The organism is Jiangella endophytica (genome assembly GCF_003427025.1).
GTDB lineage: Bacteria > Actinomycetota > Actinomycetes > Jiangellales > Jiangellaceae > Jiangella > Jiangella endophytica.
Window position 1 is genome coordinate 125,214 of the sequence record NZ_QVAI01000018.1, and the last position, 21,358, is coordinate 146,571.

General features: G+C 72.3%; 26 protein-coding genes and 2 tRNA genes. 15 read left to right on the plus strand and 13 right to left on the minus strand.

The genetic code is table 11. The features are described 5' to 3' along the window. Positions 1-33 precede the first annotated feature (33 nt). From DZA62_RS28375 to DZA62_RS28390, 4 genes are all read left to right on the plus strand, one after another. Entirely contained in the window at positions 34-1,323 is a 1,290-nt protein-coding gene (locus DZA62_RS28375) for a hypothetical protein (protein WP_116952313.1), read from the plus strand. Between the two features lie 40 nt (positions 1,324-1,363). Continuing rightward, positions 1,364-1,984: an oligoribonuclease gene (orn, locus tag DZA62_RS28380; RefSeq protein WP_116952314.1), complete on the plus strand. Its 621-nt coding sequence runs from the start codon at positions 1,364-1,366 to the stop codon at positions 1,982-1,984. A gap of 66 nt (positions 1,985-2,050) precedes the next feature. After that, a tRNA-His gene (locus DZA62_RS28385) sits at positions 2,051-2,126 on the plus strand. A gap of 93 nt (positions 2,127-2,219) precedes the next feature. After that, on the plus strand, positions 2,220-2,849 hold the full coding sequence (locus DZA62_RS28390) for a hypothetical protein (protein ID WP_116952315.1): 630 nt from the start codon (positions 2,220-2,222) through the stop codon (positions 2,847-2,849). A 94-nt stretch (positions 2,850-2,943) separates the two neighbouring features. Here the strand turns inward: DZA62_RS28390 and DZA62_RS28395 are convergent, their stop codons facing one another. Together DZA62_RS28395 and DZA62_RS28400 are read right to left on the minus strand one after the other, a co-directional pair. Further along, entirely contained in the window at positions 2,944-4,536 is a 1,593-nt protein-coding gene (locus DZA62_RS28395) for a sialidase family protein (RefSeq protein WP_157987963.1), read from the minus strand. Positions 4,537-4,708: 172 nt separating this feature from the next. Beyond that, complete coding sequence (locus DZA62_RS28400; protein ID WP_116952317.1) at positions 4,709-5,266, minus strand: YceI family protein; 558 nt, start codon at positions 5,264-5,266, stop codon at positions 4,709-4,711. A 102-nt stretch (positions 5,267-5,368) separates the two neighbouring features. Here DZA62_RS28400 and DZA62_RS28405 point away from each other — a divergent pair, with 102 nt between their 5' ends. Beyond that, positions 5,369-5,845 (plus strand): MarR family winged helix-turn-helix transcriptional regulator, encoded by a 477-nt coding sequence (locus tag DZA62_RS28405; protein ID WP_116952318.1) that lies wholly within the window; start codon positions 5,369-5,371, stop codon positions 5,843-5,845. A gap of 53 nt (positions 5,846-5,898) precedes the next feature. Next, entirely contained in the window at positions 5,899-6,072 is a 174-nt protein-coding gene (locus tag DZA62_RS28410; protein ID WP_116952319.1) for a CsbD family protein, read from the plus strand. 56 nt (positions 6,073-6,128) lie between these two features. Here DZA62_RS28410 and DZA62_RS28415 read toward each other — a convergent pair whose 3' ends face one another. From DZA62_RS28415 to DZA62_RS28445, 7 genes are read right to left on the minus strand one after another with little or no spacing between them, the layout of a single operon-like run. Next, positions 6,129-6,506: a DUF3592 domain-containing protein gene (locus DZA62_RS28415; RefSeq protein WP_116952320.1), complete on the minus strand. Its 378-nt coding sequence runs from the start codon at positions 6,504-6,506 to the stop codon at positions 6,129-6,131. A gap of 3 nt (positions 6,507-6,509) precedes the next feature. Beyond that, positions 6,510-6,824, minus strand: coding sequence for a DUF3467 domain-containing protein (locus DZA62_RS28420; protein ID WP_116952321.1), 315 nt, complete (start codon positions 6,822-6,824; stop codon positions 6,510-6,512). 33 nt (positions 6,825-6,857) lie between these two features. Further along, positions 6,858-7,466: a hypothetical protein gene (locus tag DZA62_RS28425; RefSeq protein WP_116952322.1), complete on the minus strand. Its 609-nt coding sequence runs from the start codon at positions 7,464-7,466 to the stop codon at positions 6,858-6,860. Then, entirely contained in the window at positions 7,463-8,806 is a 1,344-nt protein-coding gene (locus DZA62_RS28430; RefSeq protein WP_116952323.1) for a hypothetical protein, read from the minus strand. Before DZA62_RS28430 ends, DZA62_RS28425 begins: the two co-directional genes overlap by 4 nt. Next, positions 8,806-9,564 (minus strand): ABC transporter ATP-binding protein, encoded by a 759-nt coding sequence (locus DZA62_RS28435; RefSeq protein WP_116952324.1) that lies wholly within the window; start codon positions 9,562-9,564, stop codon positions 8,806-8,808. Before DZA62_RS28435 ends, DZA62_RS28430 begins: the two co-directional genes overlap by 1 nt. Position 9,565: 1 nt before the next feature. After that, positions 9,566-10,357 (minus strand): zf-HC2 domain-containing protein, encoded by a 792-nt coding sequence (locus tag DZA62_RS28440; RefSeq protein ID WP_116952325.1) that lies wholly within the window; start codon positions 10,355-10,357, stop codon positions 9,566-9,568. Beyond that, on the minus strand, positions 10,354-10,929 hold the full coding sequence (locus DZA62_RS28445; protein ID WP_116952326.1) for an RNA polymerase sigma factor: 576 nt from the start codon (positions 10,927-10,929) through the stop codon (positions 10,354-10,356). The genes DZA62_RS28440 and DZA62_RS28445 overlap by 4 nt, the downstream gene beginning before the upstream one ends. 52 nt (positions 10,930-10,981) lie before the next feature. Between DZA62_RS28445 and DZA62_RS28450 the strand changes: the two genes are divergently transcribed. Further along, positions 10,982-11,054 (plus strand) — tRNA-Lys (locus tag DZA62_RS28450). 214 nt (positions 11,055-11,268) lie between these two features. On the opposite strand, the gene DZA62_RS28455 is transcribed toward DZA62_RS28450, so the two are convergent. Further along, complete coding sequence (locus tag DZA62_RS28455; RefSeq protein WP_198664291.1) at positions 11,269-11,457, minus strand: hypothetical protein; 189 nt, start codon at positions 11,455-11,457, stop codon at positions 11,269-11,271. A gap of 481 nt (positions 11,458-11,938) precedes the next feature. Then, complete coding sequence (locus tag DZA62_RS28460; protein ID WP_157987964.1) at positions 11,939-12,547, minus strand: hypothetical protein; 609 nt, start codon at positions 12,545-12,547, stop codon at positions 11,939-11,941. Positions 12,548-12,984: 437 nt separating this feature from the next. Between DZA62_RS28460 and DZA62_RS28465 the strand changes: the two genes are divergently transcribed. From DZA62_RS28465 to DZA62_RS28495, 7 genes are all read left to right on the plus strand, one after another. Continuing rightward, the gene (locus DZA62_RS28465) at positions 12,985-14,202 is read left to right on the plus strand and encodes an MFS transporter (protein WP_116952363.1); all 1,218 of its coding nucleotides are present in this window, start codon (positions 12,985-12,987) and stop codon (positions 14,200-14,202) included. A 37-nt stretch (positions 14,203-14,239) separates the two neighbouring features. Beyond that, positions 14,240-14,713: an SRPBCC family protein gene (locus DZA62_RS28470; protein ID WP_116952328.1), complete on the plus strand. Its 474-nt coding sequence runs from the start codon at positions 14,240-14,242 to the stop codon at positions 14,711-14,713. Then, positions 14,710-15,024 (plus strand): ArsR/SmtB family transcription factor, encoded by a 315-nt coding sequence (locus DZA62_RS28475; protein ID WP_116952329.1) that lies wholly within the window; start codon positions 14,710-14,712, stop codon positions 15,022-15,024. Before DZA62_RS28470 ends, DZA62_RS28475 begins: the two co-directional genes overlap by 4 nt. A 72-nt stretch (positions 15,025-15,096) precedes the next feature. Beyond that, positions 15,097-15,531, plus strand: coding sequence for an SRPBCC family protein (locus DZA62_RS28480; RefSeq protein WP_116952330.1), 435 nt, complete (start codon positions 15,097-15,099; stop codon positions 15,529-15,531). Between the two features lie 518 nt (positions 15,532-16,049). Beyond that, a complete protein-coding gene (locus DZA62_RS28485) occupies positions 16,050-16,403 on the plus strand; it encodes a SpoIIAA family protein (RefSeq protein WP_157987965.1) in 354 nt (117 codons plus the stop codon). A gap of 77 nt (positions 16,404-16,480) precedes the next feature. Then, positions 16,481-16,969 carry a DUF1269 domain-containing protein gene (locus DZA62_RS28490; RefSeq protein WP_116952332.1) on the plus strand — a complete coding sequence of 163 codons (489 nt, stop codon included), beginning with the start codon at positions 16,481-16,483 and terminating at the stop codon, positions 16,967-16,969. 65 nt (positions 16,970-17,034) lie between these two features. Next, on the plus strand, positions 17,035-17,526 hold the full coding sequence (locus tag DZA62_RS28495) for a hypothetical protein (protein ID WP_116952333.1): 492 nt from the start codon (positions 17,035-17,037) through the stop codon (positions 17,524-17,526). 146 nt (positions 17,527-17,672) lie between these two features. On the opposite strand, the gene DZA62_RS28500 is transcribed toward DZA62_RS28495, so the two are convergent. Then, positions 17,673-18,653: a helix-turn-helix transcriptional regulator gene (locus DZA62_RS28500; RefSeq protein ID WP_116952334.1), complete on the minus strand. Its 981-nt coding sequence runs from the start codon at positions 18,651-18,653 to the stop codon at positions 17,673-17,675. 95 nt (positions 18,654-18,748) lie between these two features. Here DZA62_RS28500 and DZA62_RS28505 point away from each other — a divergent pair, with 95 nt between their 5' ends. After that, positions 18,749-19,210: a VOC family protein gene (locus tag DZA62_RS28505; RefSeq protein WP_116952335.1), complete on the plus strand. Its 462-nt coding sequence runs from the start codon at positions 18,749-18,751 to the stop codon at positions 19,208-19,210. A 102-nt stretch (positions 19,211-19,312) separates the two neighbouring features. Here the strand turns inward: DZA62_RS28505 and DZA62_RS28510 are convergent, their stop codons facing one another. Further along, complete coding sequence (locus tag DZA62_RS28510) at positions 19,313-21,295, minus strand: DUF4962 domain-containing protein (protein ID WP_116952336.1); 1,983 nt, start codon at positions 21,293-21,295, stop codon at positions 19,313-19,315. Positions 21,296-21,358: the final 63 nt, after the last annotated feature.

The window sequence follows — 21,358 nt, forward strand, 5'->3', positions numbered from 1 at the left end:
ACGATCGTCCGTTCCACGCTGCGAGGAGTACCGGTGGCGAAGCGCCGTCAGGCAGGCCGGCGGGCGGCGAGCCGATCCGAGAGCGACCCGCCCGGCCCACTGCCCGACGAGGGTGCGGGCGAGGAGCCCGAGACTGAAGCGCCGGTCGACGGCGGTCGCACGGGCAGGCGGGGCGGGCGCGCGGCGGGACGCACCGCGGATCGCGTCACCGGGCCGGCCGGCGGAGGCCCGCTCGGCGACGACGTCGCCCAGCCGTCCGGGGGTCGTGGTGCCCGGCGACCCGGAGATGGCGGCGGCGAAGACGGCGGAGACGGCGGCGATCCGGTCGGTGGCCGGTCGGGCCGGCGCTCCACGGGCCGCCGCGGCGATGCGGCGCGCGACGACTCGGCCGCGGGGCGAGTAGGCCAACGGCCCACAGGCGGCGGGCCGGCAGGCGGCGGGCTGCTCGGCGACGACACGAGCGGCGGTACAGCGAGCGGCGCCGACACGACCGGGCGACTCACCGACCCGGCAGCCGCCGCGGGACGAGCCGGCCGCCGCGCTGCCAGTCGCGGCGAACCGACCGGCGACGGCAGCGGCAGCGGCAGCGGCAGCGGGGCGGCGGGCGATGCGCCCGCGCAGGTCCCCGACTCGGCGGCCGCGCGGGCGGCAGCCGCGGGCCGGGCGGCCGAGCGGTTCGCGGCCGGGCGGCGGGCGGCGCGTCCTCCGGGACCAGCGGCCGAGACCGCCGCGCCCGACCACACGGCGTCCTTCACCCAGCCGATCGCACCCGGCCGAGCCGACCCGTCCGGTCTCACCGCCCGGCCCGGCGACACGCCCGGGCGCGGCGACACGCCGAGACCCGGAGACGCGCCGCTGCGCCCCGGCGCGGAGCCGTGGACGGCGTTCCCGGACCCCGCGCCGCAGCCGCGCCGCGCCGCCCGGCCGCCGTCGACGCCACGGTCCACGCCGTCATCCCCGCAGTCGGCCCCGACGACCCCGACGACCCCCGGAGCGTCGCCGTCGAGCGCCGACACTCGGCACATCCCCGCCGCCGCGCCGGCTCCGGAACCGGCCCCCGCACCCCGCCGCCAGCTGCCGATCGTCATCCCGTCGGTCGCCGAGCTGGCCGTCTACGGATCGCTCGCGACCGCCGTCGCCGCCGTCGTGATGATCGTGAACGGACGGCCGTACTGGCAGGCCGCCGCGGTCGTCGTGGCGGCCGCCGCGGTGCTCCTCCTGCTGGTGTTCGTCGCGTCCCGATCGCGCCCCGAACAGACCGGCGACGACCCCGGCGAATCGGCACCGGACGGCTCGGGCGGGCGTCGGCGCAGGCGGCATTAGACGATGAGCCAATAGGGTGGTCCGCGTGACGAACGATCGAATGGTGTGGATCGACTGCGAGATGACCGGCCTCGACCTGCAGCGCGACGCGCTCATCGAGGTGGCCGTCCTCGTGACCGACGCCGAGCTCAACGTCCTCGGCGACGGCGTCGACGTGGTCATCCGCCCACCCGACGACGCGCTGGAACAGATGAACGACGTCGTGCGCCAGATGCACACCACCAGCGGCCTGCTCACCGAGCTGGCCGGCGGCGTCACCATGGACGAGGCGAACGCCCTGGTCATGCAGTACATCAAGGCGCACGTGCCGGAGCCGTCGAAGGCCCAGCTGGCCGGCAACACCGTCCACATGGACCGCCTGTTCCTGGCCCGCGACCTGCCCGAGGTCGAGGGCTGGCTGCACTACCGCAACATCGACGTGTCGTCGATCAAGGAGCTGGTGCGCCGCTGGTATCCGCGCGTCTACTTCGCCAGCCCGGCGAAGACCGGCAACCACCGCGCCCTCGGCGATATCAAGGACTCCATCGACGAGCTGCGGTACTACCGGCGCACGGTGTTCGTCCCGATGCCCGGCCCCGACAGCGTCACCTCGCGCGCCGCCGCGGTCTCCGTCATGAACGAGGCGCGGGGCGAGAAGGCCCCCGAGAAGCCCTCGGCGTAGCCCGTTCTCGACCACTCCCTCCGGCACCGTATACTTGTTCAGCCGTGCCCCCCAGGGGGACGCATGGTGGGTGTAGCTCAGCTGGTAGAGCACCTGGTTGTGGTCCAGGAAGTCGCGGGTTCAAGTCCCGTCACTCACCCCAGGTGGCCGAGGTTCAGGCCCGGGCCGAGGTAGTGCTCTCGGTCCGGGTCGGAACCTCGGCCTTCTTCCGTTCGGCGGCCGCCGCCACCGCGTCGTGGCGCTCGACGGCGGCCGGTGGCAGAGCTGGGCGGGCGCGGAGTGGCTCGTCGGCGTCGACGGCGTCGCCGAGCCGGTGCGGCGGCTCGCCGAGGTCACCACCATCGCGTTCATCTGGCCGGTCGCACTCGCGTTCGCCATCGACATGTACTACCGCTCCCGGTACAGCCGCGGCCCCGGATGGTCCGTCGCCCATGCGTTCGGGACCTCTCTGCTCGGGCTCGGCGCCGGTGGCGCCATCGCCGTGGTCAGTCATGGCGTCGCGCCGCGGTGGCCCATCGCGCTGTGCGTTCTCGGCGCACTCGCGCTGACGGCCCGGCCGGCCGTTGAACGGCGGGCCGGGATCCGCGCACGGCGGCAGAGCTGGAGCCGCATGCACGGTACGCCCGCGGCGGCCGTGGTCACCGCGGTGAGCACCGAGAAGGTCGCCAACGTCCGCCGCTGGCGGGTGACGCTCAGGTACGAGGACTCGCGGGGGCGGACTCGGTGGCACCGCACATCGATACCCATGGGGCCGCGGGTCCTGCCGCGCACGGTCGATCGCCACACGGTCCGCTACGACCCGCAACACCCGGGCCGCCGGTCGTCGATCGTCGTCGAGCCGAGAACGCCCGCCACCAGGCGGTGACCGTGCGCGGTGGAGTGCCGCGGAGGCGTGCCGCAGCGCACGGACCACGCCGCGGCACGCCACCCCGACCGGCACCTACGTCCCCACGCCCCGCTCAGGCGCCGGGCGCGCGGACGCCGAGTTCGGCGAGCACGGCCCAGCCGTTCGAGGAGGTGATGGTGACGCGGACGGCGTCGACCAAGCCGGCCGAGCGGAACCAGGTGAGGTCGTCACCCCAGCGGACGACGGAGTCGAGCGTGCCGACGTCGCGCCACTCGCCGCCCGAACGCACCGACACCACCGCCGCCGACGCGTAGCCGGGCTTGAGCGCCACCCCGACCGACGCCAGCCGGCGGGGCTGCGCGAACTCGAGCGTGTACGACGCCGGCGCGGCCCGCGGCGCCCACGCGGCGTCCCAGTAGCCGACGACGCCGTCGATCGCGCCCAGCACGCCCACGCCCGGCCGGCCCGCCTGCACGTGCGTCAGGTCGGTCGACACGGTCGCGGCGCCGGACGACACCAGCGAGAGCAGGTCGACCCGCCGCGGGTCGGGCCGGTCCGGACGGATCTCCGACACGTCGACGAACGTGCCGACGAGCCGGCTCGTGGCGGAGTCGAAGCCGATGACGAGCACCCGGCCGGGTCGCACCTCGACGACGGCGGGGTTGGCCTGGTCGCCGGTCCCGGAGTCCCATACCAGCTCGGTCGCCGCGCCGTTCCACGGCGCCTTGGGCGAACGGATCACCGCGCCCACCGTCCCCCGCCGGTCGGTGAAGTGCCCGGACAGGTCGCCGTACGCGAGGAACACCGAACCGTCCCGCAGCACCTCGGTGTGCGCCGACGACGTCACCAGGTCGATCTCCGCGGGCGCCGACCACGTCAGGCCGCCGTCGCGTGACCAGGACTCCTGCGAGTGCACCGCGCCCATCGTCGACGCGGCCGTGCCGATGCGCAGCAGCGCGTGCACGACGCCGCCGGGCAGCACCGTCAGCACCGGCTCCTGGTAGTGCGTGCCGGTCGCGGACGCGATCACCGACTCCGTCGCCGCCGACCAGGTCTCGCCGCCGTCGGTGCTGCGGACGACGGTCGCCTTCTGCCACTTGTCGTCGGGGACCGTGCCGTAGAGCGGGACGATGAGGTCGCCGCCGGGCAGTTCCTTGATCTGGCCGTGGCTGGCGTTCCAGCCCAGCTCGTAGGTGTCGACGATGTCGGACTCGCCGCTGAGCATCGACTGCACCGCGACCGGCGCCGACCATGTCTCGCCGCCGTCGTCGCTGTGCGCCACGAACGTGCCCATCGGCTCCGGCGGCGTGACGGAGTAGTCGTTCTGGAACCAGCTGAGCAGCAGCCGGCCGGAGGAGAGCTGGGTGATCATCGGGTCGCGGTCGTCGAACGGGCTGTCGTGGACGACCTCGGGCGCCGACCAGGTACTGCCGCCGTCGTCGCTGGTCAGCATCAGCAGACGGCCGTCCTGTCCGGTGTGCCCGGCGCCTTCGCGGGCGACCGCGACCACGGACCCGTCGGCCAGCCGCTCGGCGTTCGGGAAGTGCAGCTTCTTGCCCTGTGCGGCCTGCGCGATCACGACGTCGGGAGTGCCGGGCGACCAGCTCGGGCCGCCGGACGCGACGTCGCCGTCCACGGCGCTCGCCGGGGTGCTCAGGAGGCCGAGCGCAACGACGCCGGCCAACACGATCGGAACGGTTCTCATGGTTCCTCCAGGCCGGATCGCGGGCGCGAGTGCCGGCGGTCGAGGGCGGGGGTGCCGATCATGCAATACGGCACACCGTTCCATGTCAACGGAACGGACCGCTCCCCGATACGCGACGACGCCGCGCCCGGACCAGCCGGGCGCGGCGTCGGAGGAACCGTCGAGGGTGGCCTCAGGCCTGCTTGATCGCCGAAATCTCGAACTCCAGCGTGACCTTCTCGCTGACGAGGACGCCGCCGGCCTCGAGCGGGGCGTTCCACGTGACGTTCCAGTCCTTGCGGTTGATCGCCAGGGAGCCGTCGAACCCGACGCGCTGGTTGCCGAACGGGTCGGTCGCCGCACCGGTGAACTCGAGGTCGAAGGTGACGGACTTGGTGACGTCCTTGATGGTGAGGTCGCCCGTGACCCGGAAGGTCGTCTCGTCGGACTGGCTGATCGCCGTCGACGCGAAGGTGATCTCCGGGTAGGTGTCGATCTCGAAGAAGTCGTTGTTGCGCAGGTGGCCGTCGCGCTGCTCGTTGCGGGTGTCGACGCTGGCCGTCTTGATGACGATGTTCACCGAGGACTGGCTCGGGTCGGCGCCGTCGATGTGGGCCGTGCCGTCGAACTCGTTGAAGGCGCCGCGCACCTTGGTCACCATGGCGTGCCGGGCGACGAAACCGAGCCGCGTGTGGGCCACGTCCAGCGCGTAGTCGCCCGTGAGCTGGGTCAGATCGGTCGTCGTGGTCATGTTCTGCTCCTTGCCGGGGGGTCTGTGGTCAACTCACTTTGTTGACGCGTCACAGATTATCGAACTTGGATGACGTGTCAACTATTCCGTACACTTCCAGGTATGGCAGAGACACGGTGGCTCGACGACGACGAGCAGCAGGCTTGGCGAGGCTACCTGCACATGAACACCGTCGTCGGCGCCGCCCTCGCCCGCCAGATGCAGACCGAGTCGATGCTGTCGATGCAGGACTTCGAGGTCCTCGTACACCTGACCGACGTCGAGAACGCCCGGTTGCGGGTGTCCGAGTTGGCCAGGGCGATGCGCTGGGAGAAGAGCCGTCTGTCGCACCACCTCAGCCGCATGGAGAAGCGCGGCCTGATCGGCCGCGAGGAGTGTTCGTCCGACGGCCGCGGCGCGTTCATCGTGCTGACACCCGAGGGCCGGGCCGCCATCGAGGCCGCCGCGCCGTCGCACGTCGACGCCGTCCGCCGATACTTCTTCGACGTCCTCACCAGCGACGACGTCAAGGCGCTCCGTTCGATCTCGGAGCGTGTCACCGCCCGCGTCGAGGCAACCGACACCTGTCCCTCCGAATAGTCGGCGCGGCCCAGGGGTACGGGCCGAGCACGACACACGAGGAGGGGACACCGATGGGTGCGGACGACAAGATGAGGAACGCCGCCGAGAAGGCCACCGGCAAGGCCAAGGAGGCGCTCGGCAAGGTGACCGACGACGAGCGGACCGAGGCCGAGGGCAAGGCCGACCAGTCCAGGTCCGATCTGAAGCAGGCCGGCGAGAAGGTCAAGGACGCCTTCAAGCGCTGACGCCCTGCATTCCCGACCCGCCTCGACACGCCCAGCGGGAGCGGGCGTGTGTCCGCTCAGATCAGCAGCGTGAGCGCGATGCCCGCGGCCGTCGCGCCGAGGATCGCGAACGTCTCGGCGAACGAGCCTCGACCCGCCCGCACGACCCGGCCCGATCCGTCCGGCGGGTACAGGATCGGGACCGTGTCACCGACGGTGAGCCGTCCGGGCAGGGTCGACGTTCGTTCCGCGCCGTCCTCGTCCCGGAACGACACCGTCGACACCCAGCGGCTGCTGCGCTCCCCCTGCCCGCCCGTGCGATGGTGCAGCGTCGACTCCCGGACGACGGCGTCGGCCGGCCGCCCGTGGCGGCGGAGCCGCTGCGTGCGCGCCGCTGACCAGGCCGCCCCGGTCAGCCCGGCCAGGCCGATGACGATGCGCAGGACGTTGTCCACGCGCTAGGAGTCTTCCGGTGCCCGGCGCTTGACGCCGTGGCTGCGCTCCCACATGGACAGCTGCTTCTCCAGGCCCTTCATGATCTCGAAGACCTGGCTCGGTGGCACCCGCACGCGAGTGACCACCCGGGTCGGCACCTTCAGCACCCGGGTCCCGTCCTCGCCGACGGACGGTTTCGGCGGACGCTTCAGGACGGCGAAGTCGAGGACGAAGGAGTCGGCGGTGTGCCAGATGGAGGCGAAGTCGGCATAGGTGCCGGGCTCCACCTCGGCCGGGATGTCGATGTCGTACTCACGGCGTTCGGGCGGGTTGGCCATACGTTCTACCCTGCCACAGCGCGCGCCCGCCGATCAGGCGTCCCGGTCGGCCGTCGGGCGCGCGCCGTTGCGCGCATAGAGAACGAGCCCGGCGGCGAACCAGGCGGCCGCCGCCCACCAGGCGCCCGGCGCCGACGCGGGCTGCACCGGCCACGTCCACCAGGCCGTCCCGGCGATCACCGGCTTCGGTGCGGCGAGGTACGCCGCGCCGGTGTACGCGATCACCGGCGCCCAGGCCCGCGCGGCCCCGGCGAGCGCCGTCGCCACCGTCACCATGCCCATGGCCGCGACGGTGTTGCGGGCCAGCTCGTACGCGCCGTAGCGGGCCGGCTCCCAGAGCCCGGTCAGCGCCAGCGCCGCCGCGGACACCGTCGTCCCGACGAGGACGTGCGCCAGCCGGATCGCCCGCCACGGCCGCGCCGTCGACCGCTCCAGCTCCTCGTCGGCGCCGGCCAGCGTGACCGACACCAGCACGGCGGCCAGCACCGGCGCCAGCGCCGCGACCGGCGGCCGCGCCTCCGCGCCGTCGAGGTACGGCCGGCTGGACAGCCACTCGGCCGCCGCCCACGCGAGGGCGGCGACCACGACGAGCCCGGCGGCGACGCCCGGCACGTACCGCGCCCGCAGGTGCGGCCGGATCACCGCAGTTCGTCCAGCAGGGCGTCCAGCGCCGCCGGGTCACAGGCCTCGCCGGCGACGAGGTAGCGCTCCATCCAGTCGTACCGGGCCGCGTCCGGCAGCGCCCGCAGGCGCTCGGCCAGCGCCGCGACGGCGGGATCGGCGCCCACCCCGCCGAACCAGAAGATGCTGCCGTCGTCGTCCATGACGTTCGCGACCTCGCCGACCAGGTCGGTACCGTTCCAGCGCACGGCGACGTCGGCGGCGGTCCAGACGGCGTCCGCCTCGCGCGGGTCCTCGCCGTCGTAGCACCACCGGTTGGGCAGCACGCCGTAGCGCAGGTCGGTCTCGAGGTCCGCCTCGTACTCGCCGGTCGGCGCGAGCGTGCCGCGCCAGGTGAGGTAGGGCCGCACCGAGACGACGGCGGCATCGTCGCCGAGCGCGGGCCGGTAGGCCGTCACCGCGCCGACGGTGTCCGGGATGCCCTCGATGCCGGCGTAGACGGTGAGCGTCCGGCCCGCGTAGGCCTGGAAGTCGTCGAGCACGAACGCGACCTCCCGGCCCGCGCACACCCGCGGCTCGGTGCCGGCGCAGACCGGCTCGCGCGCCGCCGCGTCGTCCCGCCAGCGGTCGGCCGGGCCGGACACGAGCACGGCTCCGGCGACGACGGCGACCGCGGCGGGCACGAGCGCCGGCCACCGCCGCCGGCTGGCCACGACCGCCAGCGCCGTCGCGCCGATCGCGGCGAACCAGGCCGCCTGCGCGACGTGGTCGCCGAGGGGCAGCACGGACGCCTCGGCGGCGTCGTCCAGCGCCGGGCTGAGCCAGACCCGGCTGTCCCTGGCGTAGGTGACCGCGCCCATGACGACGTAGCCGGCCAGCCCGAGGACCGGCGCCGTCAGCCGCCACGGCAGCACCGTCCCGATCGCCAACCCGGCGGCGACGGCCGCGCCGAGGGCGATCACCCCGACGACGACCAGCCACCACCAGCCGCCGCCGGAGTACGTCGCGACCAGCGCCACCGGGACCGCCACGACGCCGCCCGCCAGCAGGAAGCCGCCGACGACCCCGGTCGCGACCGGGGCCCAGGCCGCGGTGAGGCGGCGCCACGGCGGCAGCGAGGTGGTCGCGAGCAGTTCACCGAGGCGCCGCCGCCGCTCGCGTCCGCCCTGCCACGCGCCCGCGGCCAGCGCCAGCGGGACCAGCACGATCATCAGGATCCGCAGGTAGCCGGCCAGCGCGGACCAGCGACCGGCCCACATCTCGGTCTCGGTGACCAACACCGCGAAAGTGACGCCGAGGACGATCAGCGCCGCCAGCGGGGCGATGCCACGGCGGACGTCGATGCGTACGACTCGGCCCATCAGGCGCTCCGCGCCGCGCGGAGGACGGCGGTGTAGCCGCGCTCGATCGGGCTGTCGCCGTCGCCGCCGGCCCCGCGCGCGGCCAGCTCGGCCGGCGTCCCCCTGAACACTGCGCGGCCCTCGTGCAGCAGCGTCACGTCGGCGCAGGCCGCCGCGACGTCCTCGACCAGGTGGGTGCTGACCAGCACGCACGCGTCGACGCCGAGAACGCGGAGGAGCTCGCGGAAGTCGACCCGCTGCTCGGGGTCGAGCCCGGCGGTCGGCTCGTCGAGGAGCAGCACGTCGGGATCGTTGACGATCGCCTGCGCGATGCCGGCCCGCCGCAGCATGCCGCCGGACAGCCGCTTGAGCCGCTCGTCGGCGCGGTCCAGCAGGCCGGCCCGTTCGATGGCGCGGTCGACCGCCGCCGGGATCCGGTCCCGCGGCACCTCCTTGAGCCAGGCGAAGTACTCGACGAACTCGCGGACGGTGAAGCGCGGGTAGTAGCCGAACTGCTGCGGCAGGTAGCCGAGCCGGCGGCGGACCTGGCGCAGCCGCGCGTCGCCGGTGACGTCGCCGTCGAGGACCGTGACGCCGCCCGACGCCGGCCGCACCACCGTCGCGAGCACTCGCATCAGCGTCGTCTTCCCCGCGCCGTTCGGGCCGAGCAGCCCGTGCACGCCGGCGCCGAGCCGCAGGTCCAGCCCGTTTAGCGCGGTGCGCCGGCGATACCGGACGACGAGGTCGCGCACGTCGACGTGGGTGGACGTGATGGTCATGTCAGGCCTCCCGGCTCGGACGGCGGAGATGGGCGAAGCGGTGCTGGTTCAGGACCACGGTGGCGGCCGCCGCCAGGGTCAGCGGGATCCAGACGGTCACGGCGTCCGGAGCGAGCAGCGGGCCGGACGCGTGCTCGCCGACGGACGGACCGGCGACGGCCGCCGCCCAGCCGAGCCCGACGGCGACCGCGGCCGGTCCGAGCCCCGTCACCGAGCCGACCGCCAGCGTCACCGCCGTCAGCCCCAGCGCCGGCAACAGCCAGACGGCGGGCGACCCGGCCCACACCCCGGCGAGCAGGGCGGCCGGCACCGACACGGCGAGCACGGCCAGCGTGCGCCACAACAGCAGACGCAGCCCGCCGGCCGGCGTCGAGGCGACGATCTCCCCCGGCTCGTCCAGGCCCGAGCCGTACGCCGTCGCGACCCCGGCGACCGGGAGCAGCGGTGCGACCAGCGTCAGCCAGGCGAACCCGCGCGACTCCCAGGTCGTGTCCATCGCCACCGCCAGCGCGAGCACGACCACGGCGGCGACCAGCCAGGCCGTCCGCGCGGCCGGACCGGACGCCGTCAGCAGCACCGCGCCGCGCCACCGCCCGGCCCGCCGGACCCGGCCCTGCGGCGGCAGCGCGGCCGGGCGCGCGGCGCTGACGATCGCGTCCGTGCTCGGGCCGCCGACCGCGTGCCGGCAGCGTTCGCACTCGACCAGGTGCGCCTCGACCGACCACGCGTCGGCGTCGCCGGCACGTCCGTCCGAGTAGGCCCGCAGGGTGGCCTCGGGCACGTGCCAGCTCATGAGAGCGCCTCCCTCAACTGACGGCGCGCCCGCACGGCGCGCGACTTCACGGTTCCCTCCGGTACGTCGAGCAGCAGCGCCGTCTCGCGCACGGTGAGTCCGTCGAGGACGGTGGCCTGCAGGACGGCCCGCAGCTCCGGCGAGAGCCGGTCCAGCGCCGTCGCCAGCTCCGCGTCGTACGTACCTGCCAGCACCTCGTCCTCGGCCGACGGCGCGGCGGCGTGGCCGCGGTCGTCGTCCAGCTCGCCCACGACCACCGCCCGCACCGCCCGCCGCCGGTGCGCGTCGATGAGCCGGCGGGTCGCGATCGACCACAGCCAGCCGCCCGACTGCCCGGCGCCCGCGTACGATCCGGCCGCCCGCCACACCGCGAGGAACGTCTCCTGCAGGACGTCGGCGGTCAGATCGGCGTCGCCGCACCGCCGCCGGATGCGGACGGCGAGCCACGCCGCGTTGCGGTCGTAGAACGCCTCGAACGCCGCCCGGTCGCCGCTCCCGATGCGGCGCAGCAGCTCGTCGTCGGAGCCCTCTCCTGCCGTCACATCAGGTGGAGACGCACGCCGGGCCCGCATCGGTTCACGATTTCAGCTTCGCGGCGTGGGGATGGTAATCTTCAGCGTCGTTGCGCCATTAGCTCAATTGGCAGAGCAGCTGACTCTTAATCAGCGGGTTCGGGGTTCGAGTCCCTGATGGCGCACTCCCTGACCAGCGGCGGAGCCCGAAGCGGGCCCGCCGCTTCGTCGTCCCGGAGCCGGATCCCCCACCTCCTCCTGGATTGCTCACCGCATCGTGGCGGCGGGTCCGCACGAGTGGTCTGACCGGGACCAGCGCGGTCGCGACCCTGGAGGCAGCACCGCCACGGAAGACCACGGCTCGCGTGACGACCCCACATCGCCAGTCTGGTTGGGCCGTTACCGGCAGGTCGGTGTGGCCGGGGCTGGTGGATCGGAATAGCCCACCTTGCGCAGCGCGTCGTCGTTCTCGGCCTCGAAGTAGAGCGTCGTCACGTCGTACAGGCACAGTGAGACGTCTCCGGCCGAGGTGGCGTGGGCGAAACAGTTGGCGGCGACCTGCCACCACCAGGTTCTGGAACGTCTCATCGCCCAGCACGTCGAAACCCAACCCGTCGTAGACCGCCGTGAGAGCGTCGTACAACAGCCGTGGCCCCCGTCGTCACCAGCCGGCCAGGCCGGTCACGACCACCCCGACCAGCGCGGTCATCACGGCCCTGCTCACCACGCGAGCGCTGCCCCGGAACGTCGAACAGGACCCGCTCGCCGGCCTCGGGCACCAGTCCTGCCACCGTCGGCGTCGGCTCGATCCCCAGCGGCAGCAGACCCTGTGACGGATCGGCCGGCGTACTCCGCGATCTGCACCACCGTCGCGCCCGACGCCGTGCGGACCCGCCGGACGAACACCATCCCGGCACCCTGAACCGACACCGCCCAGTGCGTGAAACGCACCAACCCGAACCCGCTTCCCCAGGCCACAGCCCCTACAGTCTGGCGAAACCCGACCGCGTGACCCAAGTCAGGCGGCCGCCGGGTCGCGCCCGACGGGCTCAGCGGCTGGCGGTCGGGCTCAGTCCTCCGGGAAGTACGGCGCGACAGCCTCGGCGATCGCCTGAGCGGTGTCACACATGCCCTCGGCGCCGGCGGACTCGACCGTCGCCAGTTCCACGCTGACCGAGTCGTCGCCTCGGCTGAACTCCACCAGGCAGCCAACACCAGGCGCCTCTAGGACACTGGCATCACGACCGTCGATGGTGATTCCGTCACCACCGACCTCGGTGTCGGCCGAGAACTTCACCGAGGTGGTGATGTCCTCGTTGTCGGCGCGGTCGATCATGCATTCGACCAGCGAGGGGTCGTCGAAGGGTTTGAGTTCGTCGACCGGGACCGGCAGTTCGGCGACGGGGATCGCCCCGCAGACCTGCTCGGCAGTGATGTCGCTCTGATCAGCCGGGACCACCGTGGCCCCCGTCAACTCGATGGCGTCGCCGGAACCGTCCTCGGCGCCACCGGCCTGGTCCTCGGCCCCGGCCGACGGGCTCGACCCGTCGCCGTCCGAGCCATCCTCGGACGCACCAGCCTGGCCCTCGGTCCCGGCCGATGGGTTCGCCCCGTCCTCGCCGCCCACGTCGTCACCACATGCGGACAAAGTGCACAGCGCGGCCAGCACGGCGGCCACGATAGTCATCCTTCGCGTCATGACGCGACTATGACAGCCCCGACGGCTCTGCGTCGCGCTCACTCCCGGCGGGTGCGTGAGCGTGGCGAAACACGCAGCACCGGCCGGCGAGGATTCGGTTGCGCGGGTCCACATCGATGCAGCCTGCGCCTGAGGTGATGCCGTCCGGTTCGGTGAGGCTGAACGGCTTCGTTGTGCAGATGCGGCAGTGGCCGAGGCCGCGGTGTAGTCCAGCCCGGCCTCGACCGGCCGCGGCCACCAGAGGTCCGAGATCGGCGGACCCGTTGTCGAGCACGCGGTTGATGGCCCGGAGCAGGCGTTATTTCCCCATGCACCGCTGAACAAGGGGCCGCTCCCGGCTTTTTGCAACCGGCCGATTGCATTTCGTGGGCGCCATGTGCAACCATATGATTGCACTCGACGGAAGGTTGGACTCCATGGATCCGAAGGTCAGGGCCCGCGGTGGTGCGGGCGCGGTGCTGGTGGTGCTGTTCACGGGAGCGTTCGCGATGGGGTGCGCGGAGATGCTGGTGATGGGCATCATCGACCTGATCGCCGCCGACCTGGCGATCACGGTCCCGGCGGCCGGCGTATTGGTCACCGCCTATGCGCTCGGGGTCGCCCTCGGTGGCCCAGTCCTGGCCTTCCTCACCGCGCCGCTTGACCGTCGCAGCGTCCTGCTCGGGGCCGCGGCGCTGTTCGTGCTGCTCAACCTGGCGCCCGTAGTGGCGCCCGACTACCGGCTCTTCGTAGCCACCCGCGTCTGCGTCGGCGCGGTTCAGGGGTTGTTCATCGCGGCGGCGCTGACCGCGGCGACGAGCGTCGTGCCCCCCGATCGTGCCGGTCGCGCGATGGGAACGGTGATCTCGGGATTCGCCGCGGCCAGCGCGCTCGGCCTGCCGATGGGAGCCCTCGTGGGGCAGCACCTCGGATGGCAGGCGTCGCTCCTTGCGATCGTGGGTGTCGGCGTCGTGGTCCTGCTGGCCGCGCGCCTCAGCCTTCCGTCGATCCCGGCCGCAGGAACGCGCGGGGCCGGCGAGCAGCTCCGCCACGCCCTGGCGCCGCGGGTGCTCGCGGTGCTGGCCTTGTGTTGCCTCGTCTTCGCCGGCGTCCAGTCGGCCCTGACCTACCTGGTGCCCTACCTCGGCGACACCGCGGGGGTCTCCGGCCCGGCGGTTGCGTTCTTCCTGCTCGCCTTCGGGATCGCGACCACCTTGGGTTCGGCTGCCGGTGGACGCTTCGCAGACGTCCACGCTGTGCGCGCGCTGGTGGTGGGAACCGTCGGACTGACCGTCGCCCTGCTGTTCATGTACGTCTTCGGTGCGCACGCGCCGGTGGCCTTCCTCGCCGTGGTCGGCGTCGGCCTCTTCGCGATGGGGCTGGCGCCGGCCATGCAGACCCGGGTGATGGGATTGGCAGGGCCCGGCGCCGCACTGGCCGCCGCACTGCCCGCCTCCGCTGCCAGCGCCGGCGACGCCGTCGGCGCCCTCCTCGGTGGTGTGGCCATCGCTCGCTCGGGGCTCGCTGCCGCGGTTCTCACCGGAGCGGTGATCGCTGCCGCCGCCGTGGGGGTGTCCGTGGCCACGCGCCACCTCCGGCCACCCCAGGTCACCGAGAAGAGTGAATCTCCGTCGCCCGACACGATCGACGCCTGAGCCGAACCCTGAACCCCCGAAGAGAGGAACTGCCGACATGACCACCAACCCGACATCCGTTGTCGACCACGACGCCCTCACCGTGCGCCGCACCATCCACATCGCCGCCTCCGTGGACAAAGTGTGGCGTGCCGTGACCGAGCCCGAGCGCATCTCTCAGTGGTTCGGGCAAACGGTGCTGCCCGGTGGCGCCGCGGGCGCCCAGGGGACCATCACCTGGCCCGACGGAGTCACCGTCCCGATCCGGGTCGAGAAGATCGACCCACCTCGGATGGTCTCCTACCGATGGGGCAACGACGAGACCGACGCCGCCGTCACCGACGACCTCGACGTCCGACCCTCCACCGTGTTCACCTTCACCCTCGAGCCGGTGGACGAGGGCACCCAGCTCACCGTGGTCGAGTCCGGGTTCGAGGCCCTGACCGATCCCGCCGGGGCGCTGGAGAGCCATCGCGAGGGCTGGGACGACGAGCTCGACAAGCTGGTCGCCCTGCTCGAGGCCCCCCGATGACCGACGCGCTGGTCGACGTGTGCGCCGCGCTGGGCGACCAGACCCGCTGGAGCATCCTGACCGCCCTCGGCGAGGGTGACGCCTCCGCATCGGCCCTCGCCACCCGGCTCCCGGTGAGTCGGCAGGCCATCGCCAAGCACCTCGCCATCCTCGAGCGGGTCGGACTGGTCGAGCCGGTGCGCGCCGGGCGCGAGCTGCGCTACCGCGTGCTGGGCTCGGAGCTCAGCGCCACCGCACGACGCCTGGAGGCCGTCGGCGCCGCCTGGGATCGACGACTTGCCGCGATCAAGGAGATCGCCGAAGACATGTAGCCACGGCCCGCCCAGGGCCGTCGAGACCAAGACAGACCACCCGCACCACCACCCACGAAGGGAACGACGACGATGGTCGACATCCTGCACCGCATCGGCATCAAGGACGGCACCACCGAGGCGACCTACGAGGCGATCGCCACCCGCGACGGAGTCGCATCCTGGTGGATCAGTGACACCCGGGGCGACGCCACCGAGGGCGGCCTCCTCGACATCGGCACCGGCATGCAGGTCAAGCTCGTCGAGCTCCGACCCCACGAGCACGTCAACTGGGAAGTCACCCGAGGCCCGGAGGAATGGCTCGGCACCCACATCACCTTCGACATCACCCAGGACCGCGACTACACGATCCTGCTCTTCAAGCACCGGGGCTGGGCCGAGCCGGTGGAGTTCATGCACCACTGCAGCACCAAGTGGGCCGTGTTCCTGATCAGCCTCAAGCAGCTGCTCGAGACCGGCACCGGGACGCCAGGCCCCCACGACCCGCACATCGACAACTGGTCATGAGACCAGGCCGACAGCACGTGTGCTCGACCTCGACGGCAGCGAGCACGGACGTGACTCCATGGCTACTGTCTGCGCAGTGCCGGGACTCAGCAAGCAACTGACCGCGCTGGTCCACAGCGAGGTCGAACTCGACCACGACGACCTGCGGCAGGCCTCGTGAGCCCGGCTCCGGTTCCCCGCCGTGGCATGAAATGGTGTGGATAGTGTTGCTCAGCGGTGCCACGGCGAGCGAGGCCGATGCCAGAGTCGCTGGTAGTGGCGATGTGAGCCATGGTCGGGACTTCTCATATCCCTCCTCTGGCTCGGCGCTTCAGGTACGCCCAGCTTGATCTCATTCACCCGAGCTGGGTGATTCCTCACGATCGTGGCCGGTGGTTCGATGTCAAGACATTCGGGTGCGATCTCAGCCCGACGGGTCCGCCGGGCGAGTCCCTCAGCACCGCGCGAGCTGGGCTGGCCTTCCCGAGCATCGAGCAGCGCGTTCCGAGGAGATTGTCATGATCAGGGTGATTGATGACATGCCACCGGGAACCATCGGCGTCCAGGCGGTCGGGGAGGTCACCGAGGAGGACTACCGCAATGTGCTCGTCCCGGCGGTCAGCAGCGCGCTCGAGCGCAAGGACGTGCGTCTGCTGTACGTGCTGGACAGCGGCTTCTCCTACTCGGCCGGAGCGATGTGGGCCGATACCAAGCTGTGGGCGCGGCACCTCAAGGGCTGGAGGAAGGTCGCGGTCGTCTCCGACGCCGACTGGTTGGAGAACAGCATCAAGGCGTTCGGATGGATGATGCCCGGCGACATCAAGGTCTTCGAACCCGACGAGATCTTCGAGGCGAAGCAGTGGTTGGTCGACCTCGACGACGAAGACGAATGACCGCCCACATCGGATGACCTGGACCAATCGACACGCCCGACGTCACAGCGAGCCAACTGGTTCCCAAGGAGGAAACCATGACCACGTTCACGGTCTGGAAGTTCGAGGATCCGGAAGGCGCGGCCCGGGCGGCAGCGTCGCTGAAGGCCGCCGAGGCCGATGGGGTCGTGAAGATCGTCGACCACGCGGTGCTGAGCTGGCGGCAAGGTGCGGAGAAGCCCGCGCTCGAGCACACGCACGACAGCACGAAGCGGGGTGCCGGCTGGGGTGCGCTCTGGGGAATCCTCGGCGGCGCTCTCTTCTTGATCCCCGTCGCCGGAGCCATCATCGGAGCCGGCATCGGCGCGCTCGCGAAGGCCACCGACGGGACCGGCATCACCCAGGGCGACCTCGAACGCATCCGTACCGAGGTCGTTCCCGGCACCTCGGCGCTGTTCATGGTGACCGAGGACGCGGACGTCGACCGGCTGGGCGAGCGGTTCCACGGACGGGACGCCACCCTGATCAGCACCAACCTCACCGAGGCCGAGCGGGCGATTCTGCTGGAGACGTTCGGCGGTCGCTGAAGTCACCTGGCATCGAGCCTTTCGGCTTCCGGCTCAAGATCGACGCAGCGGGCCAGGTCCTGACGATGTTCCTGTCCGACAGCGGCGCAGGCAGGCCGGAGCTCACCAAGGAACACATCGTCGACGAGGAGAACCGCGGCGCGCCACTCAGCAACCTCGGGCACGCGATGGAGGCCGCGGACCTGCGCACGTTCGACGTGTGGCAACCAGAGTCACGGGTCGTCACTCAGGCGCGCGTCGTCATTCCCACCGTCGGTCCGCGATACCGCATGCCCCATCACCTCGGCGCCCGCGGTGGGTTCGACCTCTTCGGAGGCCTCCACGACGCGGTCAAGGAGGACGAGGTGCCGAAGCTGATGTCCGTCCTCGACGACTTCGGCGTCCCGCTGGTCGCACCCGTCAACTACTTCGATGCCTGGGTGTACGACCGCCGCGGCCTTCGCCCCGTCGACAACCGCCACGTCAAGACATCGCTCGGCCTGCCGGCATCAGGACCCGGGCCGAACCCGCAGGGACCCAACCCGCGCGCCGGTGACCTCGAAGGCCCGGACGACTGAACCTCGACGCCCGTCGAGCCCGGCACGTGTTCGGTCGCGACCGTCGATGGTTGGCGATGCCCGGCGTCGCCAACCATCGGCCCAGGCTGGGTGCAACTGATGTGCCTCCGGACCGTTTCGGACAACATCCACACGTCCGCGCACATCTAGCCGTTGCCGCCGGGTCCGGCACCTGCGGCTGCCCGCAGTCGCTCGGCGAGCACCCGGCACCGCTGCTCGAGCTCGGGCGGGTCGATGACCTCGAACTCGTGGCCCAGCAGGACGACGTGCATCAGCACGCGGTCGAGGTCGGCGGCGCCGCTGAGCACCTCGCTGCGCCCGCTCCCCCGCGGCCGCACGACCGCCGCCGACGCCGGGACCTGCGCCCGCACCGTGTCGGCCGGGGCGTGGACGAGGAAGCGTGCCTGGTGTGGGTACACCCGGCTCGCCACGCTCTCCTGCACGTACGTGGCCGCGTCGGGCGCCGGACGAGGCCGGAACCGCCAGGCCCGGGCGGACACGTCGGTCATCCGGTCGACGCGGAACGTGCGCCAGTCGTCACGGTCGAGGTCGTAGGCGAACAGATACCAGCGTCGGTCCGAGGCGACCAGCCGGTACGGCTCGACCCGCCGCTGCCGCACCTCGTCGCCGGACGGGTAGCCGAAGCCGGCCTCGACCTCGTCGCGGCAGGCTCGGGCCAGGGCCATGAGCACGTCGGGGTCGACCGGCGTCCGGCCGCCGCCGAAGGCCTCGATGGCGCCGGTGAGCGCCCGCACCTCGTGCCGCAGCCGCACCGGCAGGACCTGGTCGAGCTTGGTCAGCGCCCGCAGCGCGGCGGGACCGGCGCCCGCGACCGCGCCACCCGCCCCGGCGAGCAGCGACACGGCGGTCGCGATCGCCTCCTCGTCGTCGAGGAGCAGCGGCGGCAGGTCCTGTCCCGGGCCGAGCTGATAGCCGCCGCCGAGACCCTTGGCGGCACGCACCGGGTAGCCGAGCGCACGCAGCCGCTCGACGTCGCGCCGGACCGTGCGCGGCGTGACCCCGAGCCGCTCGGCCAGCTCCGGCCCCGTCCACATCTGACGCTGCTGCAGCAGCCCGAGCAGGGTCAGCACCCGCTCCGTCGTGCCGAGGTCGTCGTCGCCGGACATGCGACCCACAGTAGACCGACTCAGCGGACCGATCCTGTCCGCTTTCCGTGTCAGGCTGACGCCGTACGCATCCCGACGACGGAACGGAGCGGCCCATGAGCCGGCAGATCCAGGTCACCTTCGACGCGCAAGACCCACGCGCGCTGTCGATCTTCTGGCGTGACGTGCTCGGCTACGTCCACCCCTCCCCGCCCGGTGTCGACCTCCCCGACGGCGCCGACCCGCTCGCCGCCTGGGACGACTTCCTCGAGCAGATGAAGGTGCCGGAGAGCCAGCGCAACAGCAGCTCCGCCGTCGAGGACCCCGACGGCGACGGCCCGCGGCTGTTCTTCCAGCAGGTGCCCGAGGACAAGGTCGCCAAGAACCGCGTCCACCTCGACGTCCGTGCCGCACCCGGCCTGAAGGGAGACGAGCGGATGGCGGCGCTCGAGGCCGAGTGCGAGCGGCTCGTCGCCCTCGGCGCCACGCGGGTCCGGCGCTTCGAACCCGACGCGTGGCAGAGCGTCGGCTTCATCGTCATGACCGATCCGGAGGGCAACGAGTTCTGCCTCGACTGAGGAGCTGATCCGGACCGCTCGCGCTGCTCGCGCTCCACGACCGCGATCTCTCCACGCAGTGGCCTGCTCGACCGTGACGCGCGCCGTCGGCCCCGTCCGCGGTCATGGCCGGGAGCGCGGGTCCGCCGGGGCGACATCGGGGGCGGGTGCCACCGCCCAGTCCGCGAGGTCCGTCACGGCGGGCTCCGGCCCGTGCACGCCCGTGGGCAGCGGCTCGAGGAGCACGCTGAGGCGGAACTGCGCCGCCTCCGGCCCCGTGATGACGAGCTTGCGGATGCCGGGGTTCGGCGTCTGGCCGTCCGGGTTCGGCGACGTCGGCAGCGGCACGGCGTCCATGACCGAGAACCGGGCGCCGTCGGGCGCATCGAGCAGGACGGCTCGCAGCTGCCGGCCGTCGAGGGTGAGCGCGGCGGACCGGCCGTCAGCCGCGATGTCGATGCCGGCGGACGTGTGCATGAACCACCACGCCTCGACCGGGGAGGACGCCGTGACCTCGTCCTGCACGACGAAGCGGGTCCGGCCGTCGATCAGCGCCATGCCGCGTTGCCAGCTCGTCACGCCTTGTGCCGTGTACGCCTCCGACAGGTCGGCGACGGCGAAGCTCGCGTCCGGGCTCGAGCCGGTCGCCACGATCGTCCCCCTCGCGTCGACGGCCTGACCGGGCGTCGCGTCGGGGTTGATGACGAGCGTGTTCTGTCCCTCGGGACGCTTGCGGTAGTAGGTCCAGCGTCGGCCCTCGGGACCGGCCGACCAGTACCCGGGCAGGGCGTAGGTCTCCGGCCCGAGCTCCGTGGCCCACCGTGTACCGAGCGCGTCGAGCACGAACGTGCCCAGATCGAGGTCGGCGTGGCTGGTCGCGTTGTTCCCCGCCTTGAACCCGAAGAAGTTCGCGGTGCTGTTCCACGCGCTGCGCGAGAGGAAGGTGGAGACGGCCTCGAACTCGCGGTCCAGCGGCAGGCCGGCCTCGTCCGGCGGCACGGCATCGATCAGGCCCTGCCACATCAGGTGCAGCGGGGGGAGCGGACGCGTGGTGGGCCGCGCGGCACCTTGCTCGGCCCACCACGCGTAGGCGGGCTCGCCGTAGTGCGCGGCGAGCCAGTGTGCGGCAGTCCGCCCGGGGCGGCCGTTGCTGGGTGCGTCGTAGTAGTTGAACGGCTGGCCCGCCGGACCGGTCATGTGGATCCCGAAGTCGACCGTGCGGTCGAGCCCCGCGATCTCCGTGATACCGAAGTCGTCACCGACCGCCGTCTCGAGCGACGCCATGACCGGCACGAGGAACCGCGTGGCGTAGCCCCAGTACGTGGCGCCCTCGGGGTACCCGCCGTCCGGCCCGTACTGCGCGAGCGCCACCGGCAGCGAGTCGAACGCGAGGTGCATCGCCTCGTTCGCGAGCTCCGGCACCTCGACGCCGATGGCGAGCGCGGCCATGATCGTCCCGCCGTTGCACACGATGTTCCAGTTGTTCGTCCTCGTGGTCCACGTCGCCCCGGACTCGTGCTGTGCGATCGCGGGCTTCAGCCCCAAGGTGACGATCGCGTCGCGCACGACCTGGCGCTGCGCCTGGTCGAGGTACCCGTACAGCCAGTCGTAGCCCACCGCGAACGCGTTCATGAGTTCCGCGACGGACAGGAAACTCTCCGGATTCCAGTCCGGGAACGCGGCGACGGCCGCCATCTCCTCGTAGGCACGCGCCGCGTACCGCTCGGCCTGCGTGAGCCGGTACGCCATCGCCAGTGCGTAGAGGCGGCACTGGACCTCGCGGGTGACGATGAGCAGCGTGCGCCCGTCGGGGAACTCATACTCGGATGCCGGCGTGGTGAGCAGCGCGTCCGCCTGCGCGATCAGCTCGTCGTACAACTGCGCGGTGAGGTCGTCGCGCGCGATGCGCTCAGCGATCCCGGCGAGCGCCGCGTCGTCGACCATCAGGCGCGGGTGGCCCGGCGTGATGAGCGCCGCGATGTCCGCGGGCGGTGTCGGAACGGGCAGGTCGACGGCGGTGGCGCGGGTGTCGGGGGCACCGGCGAGCGGGGCGTTGCGACTGCGGGTGTGATGGGCACGGGAACCATCACGGTCACGCGAGATCATCCGTCCTCCGGTTGAGTTGACGGTTCTGGATCGATGGGCGTCTGGGTCGTGAGGGCACAGCAG

Coding starts and splice junctions, on each gene's coding strand:
- orn (WP_116952314.1), top strand. CDS start 1,364: ATGGTGTGGATCGACTGCGAGATGACCGGCCTCGACCTGCAGCGCGAC.
- DZA62_RS28395 (WP_157987963.1), bottom strand. CDS start 4,536: ATGAGAACCGTTCCGATCGTGTTGGCCGGCGTCGTTGCGCTCGGCCTC.
- DZA62_RS28400 (WP_116952317.1), bottom strand. CDS start 5,266: ATGACCACGACGACCGATCTGACCCAGCTCACGGGCGACTACGCGCTG.
- DZA62_RS28405 (WP_116952318.1), top strand. CDS start 5,369: ATGGCAGAGACACGGTGGCTCGACGACGACGAGCAGCAGGCTTGGCGA.
- DZA62_RS28410 (WP_116952319.1), top strand. CDS start 5,899: ATGGGTGCGGACGACAAGATGAGGAACGCCGCCGAGAAGGCCACCGGC.
- DZA62_RS28420 (WP_116952321.1), bottom strand. CDS start 6,824: ATGGCCAACCCGCCCGAACGCCGTGAGTACGACATCGACATCCCGGCC.
- DZA62_RS28430 (WP_116952323.1), bottom strand. CDS start 8,806: ATGGGCCGAGTCGTACGCATCGACGTCCGCCGTGGCATCGCCCCGCTG.
- DZA62_RS28435 (WP_116952324.1), bottom strand. CDS start 9,564: ATGACCATCACGTCCACCCACGTCGACGTGCGCGACCTCGTCGTCCGG.
- DZA62_RS28440 (WP_116952325.1), bottom strand. CDS start 10,357: ATGAGCTGGCACGTGCCCGAGGCCACCCTGCGGGCCTACTCGGACGGA.
- DZA62_RS28445 (WP_116952326.1), bottom strand. CDS start 10,929: ATGCGGGCCCGGCGTGCGTCTCCACCTGATGTGACGGCAGGAGAGGGC.
- DZA62_RS28455 (WP_198664291.1), bottom strand. CDS start 11,457: ATGAGACGTTCCAGAACCTGGTGGTGGCAGGTCGCCGCCAACTGTTTC.
- DZA62_RS28465 (WP_116952363.1), top strand. CDS start 12,985: ATGGATCCGAAGGTCAGGGCCCGCGGTGGTGCGGGCGCGGTGCTGGTG.
- DZA62_RS28470 (WP_116952328.1), top strand. CDS start 14,240: ATGACCACCAACCCGACATCCGTTGTCGACCACGACGCCCTCACCGTG.
- DZA62_RS28475 (WP_116952329.1), top strand. CDS start 14,710: ATGACCGACGCGCTGGTCGACGTGTGCGCCGCGCTGGGCGACCAGACC.
- DZA62_RS28480 (WP_116952330.1), top strand. CDS start 15,097: ATGGTCGACATCCTGCACCGCATCGGCATCAAGGACGGCACCACCGAG.
- DZA62_RS28485 (WP_157987965.1), top strand. CDS start 16,050: ATGCCACCGGGAACCATCGGCGTCCAGGCGGTCGGGGAGGTCACCGAG.
- DZA62_RS28490 (WP_116952332.1), top strand. CDS start 16,481: ATGACCACGTTCACGGTCTGGAAGTTCGAGGATCCGGAAGGCGCGGCC.
- DZA62_RS28495 (WP_116952333.1), top strand. CDS start 17,035: ATGTTCCTGTCCGACAGCGGCGCAGGCAGGCCGGAGCTCACCAAGGAA.
- DZA62_RS28500 (WP_116952334.1), bottom strand. CDS start 18,653: ATGTCCGGCGACGACGACCTCGGCACGACGGAGCGGGTGCTGACCCTG.
- DZA62_RS28505 (WP_116952335.1), top strand. CDS start 18,749: ATGAGCCGGCAGATCCAGGTCACCTTCGACGCGCAAGACCCACGCGCG.
- DZA62_RS28510 (WP_116952336.1), bottom strand. CDS start 21,295: ATGATCTCGCGTGACCGTGATGGTTCCCGTGCCCATCACACCCGCAGT.